Annotated in this window: 9 protein-coding genes and 3 tRNA genes; 10 read left to right on the forward strand and 2 right to left on the reverse strand. The window is 59.8% G+C overall.

The genetic code is table 11. The annotated features are described in order from the left end of the window. Positions 1-9: 9 nt before the first annotated feature. From O3299_RS05945 to O3299_RS05985, 9 genes are all read left to right on the forward strand, one after another. Positions 10-92: transfer RNA gene (locus O3299_RS05945), tRNA-Leu, on the forward strand. A 724-nt stretch (positions 93-816) separates the two neighbouring features. Beyond that, a complete protein-coding gene (tig, locus tag O3299_RS05950; protein ID WP_077409110.1) occupies positions 817-2,157 on the forward strand; it encodes a trigger factor in 1,341 nt (446 codons plus the stop codon). Between the two features lie 207 nt (positions 2,158-2,364). Then, a complete protein-coding gene (gene clpP / locus O3299_RS05955) occupies positions 2,365-2,982 on the forward strand; it encodes an ATP-dependent Clp endopeptidase proteolytic subunit ClpP (RefSeq protein ID WP_369811567.1) in 618 nt (205 codons plus the stop codon). Positions 2,983-3,182: 200 nt separating this feature from the next. Then, positions 3,183-4,451 (forward strand): ATP-dependent Clp protease ATP-binding subunit ClpX, encoded by a 1,269-nt coding sequence (gene clpX, locus O3299_RS05960; RefSeq protein ID WP_010398446.1) that lies wholly within the window; start codon positions 3,183-3,185, stop codon positions 4,449-4,451. A 276-nt stretch (positions 4,452-4,727) separates the two neighbouring features. Then, a complete protein-coding gene (gene lon / locus O3299_RS05965) occupies positions 4,728-7,139 on the forward strand; it encodes an endopeptidase La (protein ID WP_034787304.1) in 2,412 nt (803 codons plus the stop codon). A gap of 204 nt (positions 7,140-7,343) precedes the next feature. Beyond that, entirely contained in the window at positions 7,344-7,616 is a 273-nt protein-coding gene (locus O3299_RS05970) for an HU family DNA-binding protein (RefSeq protein WP_010398442.1), read from the forward strand. A gap of 124 nt (positions 7,617-7,740) precedes the next feature. Next, positions 7,741-7,817: transfer RNA gene (locus tag O3299_RS05975), tRNA-Asp, on the forward strand. A 17-nt stretch (positions 7,818-7,834) separates the two neighbouring features. After that, positions 7,835-7,911: transfer RNA gene (locus tag O3299_RS05980), tRNA-Asp, on the forward strand. Positions 7,912-8,322: 411 nt separating this feature from the next. Further along, positions 8,323-10,248 carry a SurA N-terminal domain-containing protein gene (locus O3299_RS05985; protein ID WP_305061755.1) on the forward strand — a complete coding sequence of 642 codons (1,926 nt, stop codon included), beginning with the start codon at positions 8,323-8,325 and terminating at the stop codon, positions 10,246-10,248. A gap of 169 nt (positions 10,249-10,417) precedes the next feature. Here the strand turns inward: O3299_RS05985 and O3299_RS05990 are convergent, their stop codons facing one another. Then, positions 10,418-11,107, reverse strand: a complete 690-nt coding sequence (locus O3299_RS05990) for an arylesterase (protein ID WP_099664141.1) — start codon at positions 11,105-11,107, stop codon at positions 10,418-10,420. Here O3299_RS05990 and O3299_RS05995 point away from each other — a divergent pair. Further along, positions 11,106-11,867, forward strand: a complete 762-nt coding sequence (locus tag O3299_RS05995) for an ABC transporter ATP-binding protein (RefSeq protein WP_370385265.1) — start codon at positions 11,106-11,108, stop codon at positions 11,865-11,867. The genes O3299_RS05990 and O3299_RS05995 overlap by 2 nt on opposite strands. Positions 11,868-11,958: 91 nt before the next feature. Here O3299_RS05995 and O3299_RS06000 read toward each other — a convergent pair whose 3' ends face one another. Then, entirely contained in the window at positions 11,959-13,503 is a 1,545-nt protein-coding gene (locus O3299_RS06000) for an NAD(P)H-hydrate dehydratase (protein WP_305061756.1), read from the reverse strand. Between the last annotated feature and the right edge of the window lie 37 nt (positions 13,504-13,540).

Here is a 13,540-nt window from a genome sequence, read left to right on the forward strand (position 1 = left end):
TGAAAAAATGCGGATGTGGTGGAATTGGTAGACACGCTGGTCTTAGAAGCCAGTGCTTCGGCTTGGGAGTTCGAGTCTCCCCATCCGCACCAATCCGGGTTGTTCCAGCCCGGACGTGCAGCACCATCAAGTTGTTCTTCGGCCTCGTGCAGGCATCTTCCGGTTTTTCTTCCCGTTCTTCCCGTGTTTTCGTCATGGGATGCGTCTTCCATCGCGCTATTTTTCGCCCGGCACGGCAGGATAGGGCGGGGTATGGGCGGCGATTTGCCTGAAAAATGGCCAAATTGAGATAAATCAAAGGTTTTTTGCCCGAAATCTTCGCTATGAGCGCATTTCTTTGTTTCGGACGGGGCGCCAGTTCGCATATACTAATGAACGAAGCAGGCTGGAAAGCCTGTCTCTGGCGAAACAAAGAATGCCGGGGCAAGAGTAAAGACAGGGCACCCCCAGGCTGTGGCGACTCGTTCGCCGCCGCTGGTATCCTCTGTGGCCGCGCTGCAAAGCCAGCCACTTTCCCGAAGTCCTTTGTTATAATGCCACGCTTTACCGAATGATGGCCGGCCCTGCATTTACTTAGAAGCAAGGCTGGACGCTCGGAGCCCTGTCGCAGTACTGGAAGCGGCGGATTGTTTGGTGCCTGGTGCGGGTTTTCCCTCAGCCGGGTAGACCAGGTCCATTGTCCTGTTTGCAGTACTTTTACAGATGATATATGCGAGCGAGTGAAGCTGGACCCATGTCTTGCCGCCAGTGATGGCGCAAGGGGTCGGGTCTTCTTTTCTCGCACCAACAGTGTTTATTTTTTGGACGATTTTTTACATGGCAACTGCAGTCGAAACCTTGGGCAAACTCGAACGTCGTATCACGATCTCCTTCCCGCTGACGGACGTCCGCACGGAAGTTGAGAAGCGCCTGAAAGTGCAAGCCCGTACGGCTAAGGCACCGGGCTTCCGTCCGGGCAAAGTGCCGTTGAAAATGGTCGCAGCACAATACGGCTACCAAATTGAATCCGAAGTGCTGAATGACAAAGTCGGCCGCGCGTTCAACGACGCCGCCAACGAAAACAATCTGCGCGTGGCCGGTTTCCCGAACATCGTGCCGAAAGAAGAAGCAGCCGAAGGCCAGCTGGCTTTCGACGCAACGTTCGAAGTGTATCCGGAAGTCGCCATCGGCGACCTGACGGCCGTTGAAATCGAAACCGTGCAAGCCGACGTGTCGGAAGCCGAAATCGACAAGACCATCGACATCCTGCGCAAGCAGCGCGTGCACTTCCACACCAAGGGCGAAGCTGGCGAACACGGCGACGGCGGTGAGCCGATCGCTGCCAACGGCGACCGCGTGACCGTCGACTTCGTCGGCTCGATCGACGGCGTTGAATTCCCAGGCGGCAAAGCTGAAGGCTACGCTTTCGTGCTGGGCGAAGGCCGCATGCTGCCAGAATTCGAAGCAGCGACCCTGGGCCTGAAAGTGGGCGAGTCGAAGACTTTCCCATTGTCGTTCCCAGAGGACTACCACGGCAAGGACGTAGCCGGCAAAACCGCTTCGTTCACCATCACCCTGCAAAAGCTGGAATGGGCGCACCTGCCGGAAGTCGATGCTGAATTCGCCAAATCGCTGGGCGTTGCCGATGGCGACCTGGCCAAAATGCGCGAAGACATCAAAGTCAACCTGCAACGCGAAGTCGCTGGCCGCGTGAAAGCACGCAACAAGGAAGCCGTCATGGACGCGCTGATCAAAGTTGCTGAGCTGGAAGTGCCAAAAACGCTGATCGCTCAGGATTCCGAGCGCCTGGCTGAAATGACCCGCCAGGACATGGCGCAGCGCGGCATGAACGTCAAGGACGTGCCTTTCCCAGCAGAACTGTTCGCAGACAAAGCCGAGCGTCGCGTACGCCTGGGCCTGATCCTGTCGCAACTGGTGGGCGACAACAAGCTGCAAGCTACGCCTGAGCAAGTCAAGGCGCAAATCGAAGATTTCGCCCAAAGCTACGAAGATCCACGCGAAGTGCTGAAGTACTACTACAGCGACCGTCGTCGTCTGGGTGAGATCGAAGCCCTTGTATTGGAAGAAAACGTCGTCACTTACGTGTTGGGCCTGTCGAAAGTCACGACGAAAGCAGTTGCTTTCGACGAACTGATGGGAAGCAACGCACAAGCGTAAACCAGTTGGTATTGGGATGCCATGATCGCTTTTAACACCTGATAGAACCGTAGCGAGCGGATGGGAGTTGTGGCTGAGAAGCGGAGCTGTGCGAATGCACAGTGAGCATCGGAGGCCGCAAATCGCGACGCGCAGTAGGTTTTGTCCGGTGTTCCAAGGTGGTGGTAGCATCCCCTAACTGCTTCACAAGGAAATGAAATGACAGGTATGAACCGTAACCCAGCGCTGGACACAGAGATGCTCGGCCTGGTGCCGATGGTGGTGGAACAAAGCGGTCGCGGCGAGCGCTCGTATGATATTTACTCGCGCCTGCTGAAGGAACGCTTGATTTTCATGGTCGGCCCGGTCAATGACCAGATGGCCAACCTGGTTGTCGCCCAGCTGCTGTTCCTGGAAAGCGAAAATCCGGAAAAGGAAATCTCGCTCTACATCAACTCGCCAGGTGGTTCGGTCTCGGCCGGCATGGCCATCTACGACACCATGCAGTTCATCAAGCCGGACGTCTCGACCCTGTGCACGGGCATGGCTGCTTCGATGGGCGCTTTCCTGCTGGCCGCTGGCGCCAAGGGCAAGCGTTTCTCGCTGCCGAACTCGCGCATCATGATTCACCAGCCGTCCGGTGGTTCGCAAGGCATGGCGTCCGACATCGAGATCCAGGCAAAGGAAATCCTTTACCTGCGCACCCGCTTGAACGGCATCATGGCCGAGCGCACGGGCCAGACGATCGAACAGATCGCCAAGGACACCGACCGCGACCGTTTCATGTCCGCCGACGAGGCCGTTGAGTATGGTTTGATCGACAAAGTGTTGACCAGCCGCGCTTGATGAGCCCCTACCGGTATTGCTAAGTACGTAAGTAAACGCCCGGGCGCTCAAACGTTCGGGCGTTTCGCTTTTATTTCGGGTAGCATGGAGCTTGTGCACGTTGTTGACTTGCGCCATGGGGAGTTGCCTTAACGGGCGGCAACCATCATCCGGCTTGCGATTTTGCAATATTGTTAATGCAGTTCCAACCAAAATGCCTTATGTCAGACAAAAAATCCTCTAGCGGCGAAAAATTACTGTATTGCTCGTTCTGCGGCAAAAGCCAGCACGAGGTGAAGAAACTCATCGCCGGCCCGTCCGTATTCATTTGCGACGAGTGCATCGACCTGTGCAACGACATCATCCGTGATGAAACGTCGAGCATCGAGACGGTGACCGGTACCAAATCCGACCTGCCGACGCCGCAAGAAATTGCCGCCTTGCTCGATCAGTACGTGATCGGCCAGCAGACTGCCAAGCGCATCCTGTCGGTGGCGGTGTACAACCATTACAAACGCCTCAAGCACCTGGGCAAGAAAGACGACATCGAACTGGCCAAGAGCAACATCTTGCTGGTCGGTCCTACCGGCTCGGGCAAGACCCTGCTGGCGCAGACCCTGGCGCGCATGCTCAACGTGCCGTTCGTGATCGCCGACGCCACCACCCTGACCGAAGCCGGTTACGTGGGTGAAGACGTGGAAAACATCATCCAGAAGCTGCTGCAAAGCTGCAACTATGACGTCGAGAAAGCCCAGCGCGGCATCGTCTACATCGATGAAATCGACAAGATTTCGCGCAAGTCCGACAATCCGTCCATCACGCGCGACGTGTCGGGCGAGGGCGTGCAGCAAGCCTTGCTGAAACTCATCGAAGGCACGATGGCTTCCGTGCCGCCACAAGGCGGCCGCAAGCATCCGAACCAGGATTTCGTGCAGATCGACACGACCAACATCATGTTCATCTGCGGCGGCGCCTTCGACGGCCTGTCGAAAGTGATCGCCAACCGTTCCGAAAAGAGCGGCATCGGCTTCTCGGCCACGGTGCGCAGCAAGTCGCAAAGCTCGGCCAGCGAACTGATGCTGCAAGCGGAGCCGGAAGACCTGGTGAAATTCGGCCTGATCCCGGAACTGGTGGGCCGTCTGCCCGTCATCGCCACCCTGGCGGAATTGACGGAAGAGGCGCTGATCCAGATCCTTGTCGAGCCGAAGAATGCGCTGATCAAGCAGTATTCGAAGCTGCTCGAGATGGAAGGCGCGGAACTGGAGATTCGTCCGGCCGCCCTGCATGCGATCGCCAAGAAAGCGCTGGCGCGCAAGACCGGTGCCCGTGGCCTGCGTTCCATCCTGGAACATGCTTTGCTGGACGTCATGTACGAACTGCCGAGCGAACAAAATGTGGTGAAGGTCGTCATCGACGAAAATACCATCACCAGCGGCGCCAAACCTTTGTTGATTTATCAAGAGACTGCCAAAGCCTCCGGAGAAAATTGAAAACTGCCGAGACAAATGCATAAAAAGGGTTTTGATTCCTTAATGCATGGCAGTACAATTTAAATCAATGAGTGCAGGCTTCAATCGGAAAGCCACTCGCGGCGCTTAGCTGCGCGTGGCTTTTTTACTGTGAAAACTGCATTTATTACCGTCATGCGGGTGTGTTTTGCGAAATAAACAGAAAAATGTTTGTTTCACAGAATTATTTATTCTCGCCGGTCTTGTGTTTTGGCAGCGAGCGCCAACATCGTAAACACGCTTTCTATAAGGTACGCCATGACAACTTCCAAATTAACTGAGCAAACTCAACTGCCGTTATTGCCGTTGCGGGATGTCGTCGTTTTCCCGCATATGGTGATACCGCTGTTCGTTGGCCGTCCAAAGTCGATCAAGGCGCTGGAAGCTGCGATGGAGCAGGGCAAGAGCATCATGCTTGCCGCTCAAAAAGCAGCCGCGAAGGACGAGCCGTCTCCTTCGGATATCTATGAAATTGGCTGCGTTGCCAATATTCTGCAAATGCTGAAGCTGCCCGATGGCACCGTCAAGGTGCTGGTCGAAGGCGCGCAGCGTGCCCGTATCAACCACATCAGCGATGCCCCGACGCACTTCATCGCCGACCTGACGCCGCTCGAGTCCGAGCCGGGCGACGAGTCGGAAGTCGAAGCCATGCGCCGCGCGATCGTGCAGCAGTTCGACCAGTACGTCAAACTCAACAAAAAAATCCCGCCGGAAATCCTCGCTTCCCTGTCGGGCATCGACGATGCCGGCCGCCTGGCCGACACGGTGGCCGCGCACTTGCCCCTGAAACTTGAGCAAAAACAAGTCATCCTGGAAATTTTCAGCGTGGCCAAGCGCCTCGAGCACCTGCTGGGCCAGCTCGAAGGCGAACTCGACATCCTGCAGGTGGAAAAGCGCATCCGCGGCCGCGTGAAGCGCCAGATGGAAAAGTCGCAGCGCGAGTACTACCTGAACGAACAGGTCAAGGCGATCCAGAAAGAACTGGGCGAGGGCGAAGATGGTGCCGACCTCGACGAGCTGGAGAAAAAAGTCGCTTCGGCCAAAATGCCGAAGGAAGCGCTCGACAAGGCTACCAACGAGTTGAAAAAGCTCAAGCTGATGTCGCCGATGTCGGCCGAAGCCACCGTCGTGCGCAACTACATCGACACCCTCGTCAACTTACCTTGGAAAAAGAAATCCAAGGTCAATAACGACCTGGCGAACGCGGAAAAAGTGCTCGAAGGCGACCACTACGGCCTCGACAAGGTCAAGGAACGCATCCTGGAATACCTCGCGGTGCAACAGCGCGTCGACAAGCTCAAGGCGCCTATCCTGTGCTTCGTCGGCCCTCCGGGCGTCGGTAAAACCTCGCTGGGCCAGTCCATCGCCCGCGCGACGAACCGCAAGTTCGTGCGCATGGCCCTGGGCGGCGTGCGCGACGAAGCGGAAATCCGCGGCCACCGTCGCACCTACATCGGCTCGATGCCGGGCAAGATATTGCAATCGCTGTCGAAGGTCGGCGTGCGCAATCCCTTGTTCCTGCTCGATGAAGTCGACAAGATGGGCGCCGATTTCCGTGGCGACCCGTCGTCGGCCCTGCTGGAAGTGCTCGACCCGGAACAGAACCACACGTTCTCCGACCATTACATCGAAGTCGATTTCGACTTGTCCGACGTGATGTTCGTGGCGACGTCGAACTCGTACAACATTCCGCCAGCCTTGCTCGACCGCATGGAAGTGATCCGTCTGTCCGGTTACACGGAAGATGAAAAGACCAGCATCGCGCAGCGTTACCTGCTGCCGAAGCAGATCAAGAACAATGGCTTGAAGGAAGAGGAAATCTCGGTGGCCGAGTCGGCGCTGCGCGACATCATCCGCTACTACACGCGGGAAGCCGGTGTGCGTTCGCTCGAGCGGGAAGTGTCGAAGATCTGCCGCAAGGTGGTCAAGATGCTGCTGCTGAAGAAATCCGACAAGAAAGTCATCGTCAACTCGAAGAACCTGGATAAATTCCTCGGCGTGCGCCGCTATGATTTCGGTGTCGCAGAGAAAGAAAACCAGGTAGGCCAGGTGGTCGGTCTGGCATGGACGGAAGTGGGCGGCGATCTGCTGACCATCGAAGCCGTGTCGATGCCGGGCAAGGGCGGCATCATCCGCACGGGTACCCTGGGCGACGTCATGAAAGAGTCGATCGAGGCAGCCCGCACGGTGGTGCGCAGCCGGGCACAGCGCCTGGGCATCAAGGCGGACGTGTTCGAGAAGAGCGACATCCACATCCACGTGCCGGAAGGCGCGACACCGAAGGACGGTCCTTCGGCTGGCGCGGCCATGACGGTGGCGATGGTGTCGGTCTTCACGGGCATTCCCGTGCGCGCCGACGTGGCGATGACGGGCGAGATCACCTTGCGCGGCGAAGTATTGCCGATCGGCGGCTTGAAGGAAAAGTTGCTGGCGGCCCATCGCGGCGGCATCAAGACGGTCCTGATTCCAGAGCAAAACGTGAAAGACCTGGCCGATATTCCGGACAACGTCAAGAACAAACTGGAGATCGTGCCGGTGCGCTGGATCGACAAAGTGCTGGAAATCGCCCTCGAACGCATGCCTGAAGCGTTGGCGGACGTCGCTGCGGTGGAGGCTGTCACGGCCGCCGCGGCCAAGCCTGACGCGGCCGGTGAGGTAGTAAAACACTAACGTTTTACCCTTGTTTTCCCCAAACAAGCGCTTTTAGAGCGCTTGTTTTATATTGAAACGTGAATTGCGCCCCCAAAGCGCTTGACACATATACAGTGTGGCTTGTTTAATACGCCTGCACATTTTTTTCGCCGGACAGCTGTGGTGCCAAAAGTGCCGCAACGATACGGTAAACGTTTTATACCTTTGTAATTGGGGATGCTAGTGAACAAGACTGAATTGATCGACCACATTGCTGAAAAAGCTGACATTTCCAAAGCCGCCGCTGCGCGCGCACTCGACGCTGTTATCGGCGGCGTGACGGAAACTTTGAAAAACAACGACAGCGTGACGCTGGTTGGTTTTGGCACTTTCTCGGTCAGCGAACGCGCTGAGCGTACCGGCCGCAATCCGCGTACCAAAGAAGCGATCACGATCGAAGCAGCAAAAGTTCCAAAATTTAAAGCTGGTAAAGCTTTGAAGGATGCTGTAAACTAACGGACTTCGGTGAGGTGACAATCACCGGAAACATTTGGCGGCGCCTCCGGGTGCCGCGATTTCAGGATCGACGTTCTTGAATGGCGATCCTGGATACAAATGCAAGTAGTACTGTGTATTTTTCGGAGTGGTAGTTCAGTTGGTTAGAATGCCGGCCTGTCACGTCGGAGGTCGCGGGTTCGAGTCCCGTCCGCTCCGCCAAAAAAATACGCTCTTAAGGAGTGGTAGTTCAGTTGGTTAGAATACCGGCCTGTCACGTCGGGGGTCGCGGGTTCGAGTCCCGTCCGCTCCGCCAGAATATAGAAGCCCGCGCTGCTGAATAAGTAGCGCGGGTTTTTCTTTTCCAGCGCCAGATTATCTCGGCGCGCCTGCTTTTTAAAATTCCCGCCTGCCGTGTTGAATAAAAACGCCGGCGTTTAAATCCCCTTTAAGCTGCATCGGGTTAAATGCCCGAGTCCGGCGCCTTGCCATCCAGGCGGCGCCAGGGCAGGGCGCGCGCCCTGATTTACTCTTGCTATAGCGCTATGGGCATTGTAGAATCAGGAGATAATGGCTTGGGCGTCAGAATCCTGCTTTAGTTCCAGCGCCAAGTTGTTGAATCTAAAGGGGAAGTGGACATCTGTCCCGTCCATTCCGCCGAAGAAATCAAGGCGAACGCATGTTCGCCTTTTTTTATAGTGATCCACTCATCCCGAATTGGCTGACCATGTTTGAATTTATTCGTACCCATCGACGCTTGATGCAGTTTCTCCTGATGCTGGTCATCGTCCCGTCTTTTGCACTGGTCGGTATCAGCGGCTACCAAAGCTTCGGCGATGGCGCGAACACCATCGCCAAGGTCGGCGACCAGGTCGTTACGCAGCAGCAATATGAAGAAGCGCAACGCCAGCAGATCGACCGCTATCGCCAGATGATGGGCGAGCAGTTCGACCAAAAAATGTTTGACACGCCGGAAGCGCGCCAGAGCATCCTCGACAACCTGATCGCCGAGCGCGCCGTGGCCGCCGAAGTGGGCCGTAGCCACCTCGTCATCAGCGATGCCGTGCTGCAAAAGGAAGTGCTGGAAATCCCAGGCTTGACCTTGCCGGACGGTAAATTCGACCTGGAACGCTACAAGGCCATGCTGGCTGCCCAGGGCATGACGCCGCAGATGTACGATGCGCGCCGCCGCAGCGACCTGGCCCTGCAGCAACTGGCCGGCGCCGTGCAAGGCACCGCCTTCGCGCCGAACACCGTGTCCAAGCGCCTGTCCGACATCACCTCGGAAGAGCGTGAAGTGCAGGAACTGCTGTTGCCGATCGCCCAGTACGTGTCGGAAGTCAAAGTGACGGACGCCATGATCAAGGCGTTCTATGACAAGAACAGCAAGTTCTTCGAAATCCCGGAACAAGCCAAGATCGAATACGTCGTGCTGGACGACAGCGCCGCCGGCGAGCAAGTCGACGTGACCGACGCCGACGTGACCGGCTACTACGCGAAGAACCAGAAAGCCTACACGACGGAAGAAGCGCGCCAGGCCAGCCACATCCTCGTAGCCGTCAAGAAAGACGCCTCGGCCGCCGACAAGGCAGCCGCCAAGGCCAAGGCTGAAGCCATCCTGGCTGACGTGCGCAAGGCGCCTGCCAGCTTTGCCGCCGTGGCGAAAGCCAAGTCGGAAGACCCGGCCTCCGCGGAACAGGGCGGCGACCTGGGCGTGATCGGCAAGGATGGCTTGCCAGCACCGCTGCTGAGCGCTGTTTCGAAACTCAAGCAAGGCGAAATCAGCGATGTCGTCGCTTCCGATTTCGGCTTCCACATCCTGACCGTCACCTCGCTCAAGCCGCAGCACGTGCGTGCGCTCGATGAAGTGCGCGGCGAAATCACGGCCGACCTGCGCAAGCAATTTGCTGCCAAGAAATACTCGGAAATGGCGGAAACGTTCACCAACACGGTCTACGAGCAATCGGACAGCCTGAAGCCGGTGGCCGACAAGCTGAAACTGAAAGTGGAAAGCGTCGCCAACCTGTCGCGCACGCCGTCGCCGGCACTGGGCAAGGCGCCGTTCAACAACGCCAAGTTCCTGGCCGCCATCTTCTCGAACGATTCGCTGAAAGACAAGCGCAACACGGAAGCCGTGACCGTCGCACCTAACGTGCTGATCGCTGGCCGCGTGGTGGAATTCAAGCCGGCAACGAAGCGTCCGCTGGCCGAAGTTGAAGCGATGATCCGTCAGCGCGTGACCCTGGAAGAAGCGGAAAAGCTGGCCAAGAAGGCGGGCGAGACCAAGCTGGCCGCCTTGAAGGCGTCGGGCGATGCGACGGGCTTCGGCGCGGCGCAATGGGTATCTCGCAGCAAGCTGGACGGCATCAACCGTGCCGCCATCGCGCAAGTCATGAAGGCCGACACGAGCAAGCTGCCAGCCTATGTGGGCGTGGATCTGCCAGCCCTGGGCTACGGCATCTACCGCATCGGCAAGGTGCAGCAGCCGGCGCAAGTGGACGCTGCCCGCCGCCAGCAAGAGAAAGACCAGATCGGCGGCATCCTGGCGCAACAGGAAATGTTCGATTACGTTGAGTACCTGAAAGCCAAGGCCAAGGTGAAGATCGTCAAACCGCTCACCGCCCCAGCCGCCGCAGCGCCGGAAGCACCGTAAGATTTAGTTTCCACGCATAAAAATAGCCGCTCTCGAGCGGCTATTTTTTTGTCTGCGGAATGTGCGTGCCAATGAACTGAGCATGACCATCAGCGTAGAGCTGGGGTCAGACCCGCCGGGTCTGACCCCGGATTTTTGCCTCGGGCTAGAGGTAACGTCAACAACTGGCTTACTTGGCTTTCAGCAACGGCGCCAGTTGCGGCCAGATATTTTTCAGAATCGTCGGATGCGCCTTGGCATTCGGATGCATGCGGTCGGCCTGGAACAGCTGAGGCTGGTCGGCGATGCCTTCGAACATGAAGGGGACCAAAGGCGCCTTCCATTCCTTTGCCAGCTTGCCGTACACGCCATAGAACTGCTCGCCGTAGGCGCGGCCATAGTTGGGCGGCATGCGCATGCCCACCAGCACCACCTGCGCACCCGATTTTTTGGCCGCCTCGCCCATGGCGCGCAGATTCGCTTCGGCGGCCGCCACGGGCAAGCCGCGCAAGCCGTCGTTGGCGCCCAGTTCGATCAGCACGACGTCGGGCTGGTGCTTCGCCAGCAGGGCGGGCAGGCGCGCGCGGCCGCCGCTGGTGGTCTCGCCGCTGATGCTGGCGTTGACGATGCGCGTGTCGTTCTTTTGCGCTTGCAGCCGCTGTTCCAGCAGCGCCACCCACCCCGTGCCCCGTGCCAGCCCATACTCGGCCGACAGGCTATCGCCGAGCACCAGCAGCGTTTTTGGTGCAGAATAGGCGTTCGTCATGCCTGACACCAGGAGCAGGGCTGCCGCAGGAAGCAAGGACAGGGTGCGCCGCCGCAGGCGGTTGCCGCCCTCGACACTTATTTGTTCACGAAATTTTTTAAGATAGATCAGCATGCCCGAATTCCCTAAAGCGACTTCCACCAGTTTTCTCCCGTCAGAAGCAGCGGCCCAGCGGCCCGCCGCACCTAACAGTCAAAACAGCCAAAATGCCCGGCCGGCCATCGAAGTGGTCCAGCTGGCCAAGCGCGTACCCGATGCCGATGGTGAGCTGACCATCCTGCATCAAGTCGATTTTACCGTGCAAACGGCCGAGACGCTGGCCATCGTCGGCGCCTCCGGTTCCGGCAAGTCTACCTTGCTGGGCTTGCTGGCGGGACTGGACACGCCCAGCGAGGGCAAGGTCATGCTCGACGGCACCGATATCTTCGCCCTCGACGAAGATGGCCGCGCCGGTTTCCGCAAGGAAAAGCTCGGCTTCGTGTTCCAGTCCTTCCAGCTGCTGGCCCATCTGACGGCGCTGGAAAACGTCATGCTGCCGCTGGAATTGCGCGGCGACCCGGACGCGAAGGAAAAGGCGCAAGCCATGCTGGGCAGGGTGAACCTGGGCAGCCGCCTGAAACACTATCCGAAATACCTGTCCGGCGGCGAGCAGCAGCGCGTGGCGCTGGCCCGCGCCTTCGTCACGGAGCCGCCGCTGTTGTTCGCCGACGAGCCGACGGGCAGCCTGGACGCTGCCACGGGCGAAGCCGTGATCCAGCTGATGTTCGAGCTGAACCGCGAGCGGGGCTCTACCCTCGTGCTCGTCACGCATGATAGTTCGATCGCGGCCCGTTGCGGGCGCACGATTACGATTGCGGCGGGCAGGCTGGTGTGATTGGTGCTGCTGATTGTCGGATTACGCGCTGACGCGCTAATCCGACCTACTTGCTGTCAGGCGTGGTGACATTCCTTGTAATACGTCGTTATTACGCCGACAAGGCATTGATCAACTTGCGTATCGCCGGTATCAATTCCCCCGCCGTCAACCCGATGGGGCCGCTGCCTGCGGCCACCAGCGCATCGGCCGCCGCGCCGTGCAGCCAGACGGCGCCCAGCGCCGCTTCCCATTCCGGCCAGCCCTGTGCCAGCAGGCTGCCGCACAGGCCCGTCAGGACGTCGCCCGTGCCGGCCGTCGCCAGCGCGGGGCCGCCCGTGTTGTTGACGACGACCTGGCCGTCGGGCGCGGCGATCACCGTGCCCGACCCTTTCAAGACGACGATGACGCCCAGCTGCGTGGCCAGCTGGCGCGCCGCGCCCAGGCGGTCGGCTTGCACTTCGGTCACCGTCATGTCGAGCAGGCGCGCCGCTTCCAGCGGATGCGGGGTCAATATCGTCGCCCCCGCACCCGTGCGCACGGCCAGCGCCGATTGCAGTTCCGGCTCAGCCGCCATCAGGTTCAGCGCATCGGCGTCCAGCAGCAGGGGGCTGTCGCTGTCGAACGCCCGCAGCAGCAGCTCCACCGTGCCGGCCTTGTCGCCGAGGCCGGGGCCCGCCACCAGCGCGGCGAAGTGCAGGCCCGAGAAATCCACGTCCCGGGCGTGCCGGCACATGAGTTCCGGCTGGCCGCTGTCGAACGCGGGCGGCGCGTCGGGAAAGGCGAGATACACCCGTCCCGCGCCCGCATGCAGGGCCGTGCGAGCGGCCAGGATGGGCGCGCCGGCCATGCCTTGCGCGCCGCCGATGATGGCCACGCTGCCGTAGCTGCCCTTGTGCGTGTTTTGCCGGCGCGGCTGCAGCTGGCGGGCGAACAGGTGCAGGCCGCCCAGCTGCGCCTTCGCCGCGGGCAGCAGGGCAGGGGCGATGGCCAGCGCGGCCACTTCCACTTCGCCCGCATGGTCGCGGCCATTTGCCGTGTGCAGGCCAGGCTTGTCGCCGATGAAGGTGAGCGTATGCGTGGCGCGGATGGCGACGCCGTCGATGGCGCCCGTGTCCGCGTGCAGGCCGCTGGGCACGTCGAGCGCCAGCACGGGGCAGTCCAGCTGGTTCACCAGCTGGACCACGTCGCGGCATTCGCCGTCCAGGGGACGCGATGCGCCGATGCCGAACAGGCCATCGATGACGAGGTGCCACGGCGCGGCGCCCACGGCAGCCGACGCCGTGCTGGTTGCCGCATCCATGCAGCGCGCGGCGCTGTTGCGCGCGCGGCTCAGCGCCTGTTCGCGCTCGGGCGACGTGGCTGTCGCCGCGGGCGCCAGCCAGACGAGCACCTCGGTGCCGCTGCCGGCCAGGTGCGCGGCCGCTTCCAGCGCGTCGCCGCCGTTGTCGCCGGGGCCGGCCAGCACCAGTACGCGCCGGTGGCCCGCATCGCCGCCATCTTCCTGGGCGTGCAGCAGCTTCAGGGCGGCACTGGCGGCCGCCTGGCCCGCGCGCTGCATCAGCAGCCCTTGCGGCAAGTCGCGCATGGCCGCCTGTTCGATGGCGCGCAGTTCGGCGATGGAGTACAGCGGTGTTGCAGAGTCGATCAGGGGCATGGCGCGTGTTCCGTTAGTCAGCATGTCTTCAACATAA

This window comes from Janthinobacterium sp. SUN176 (assembly GCF_030587335.1).
In the GTDB taxonomy this organism is placed as follows: domain Bacteria; phylum Pseudomonadota; class Gammaproteobacteria; order Burkholderiales; family Burkholderiaceae_D; genus Janthinobacterium; species Janthinobacterium kumbetense.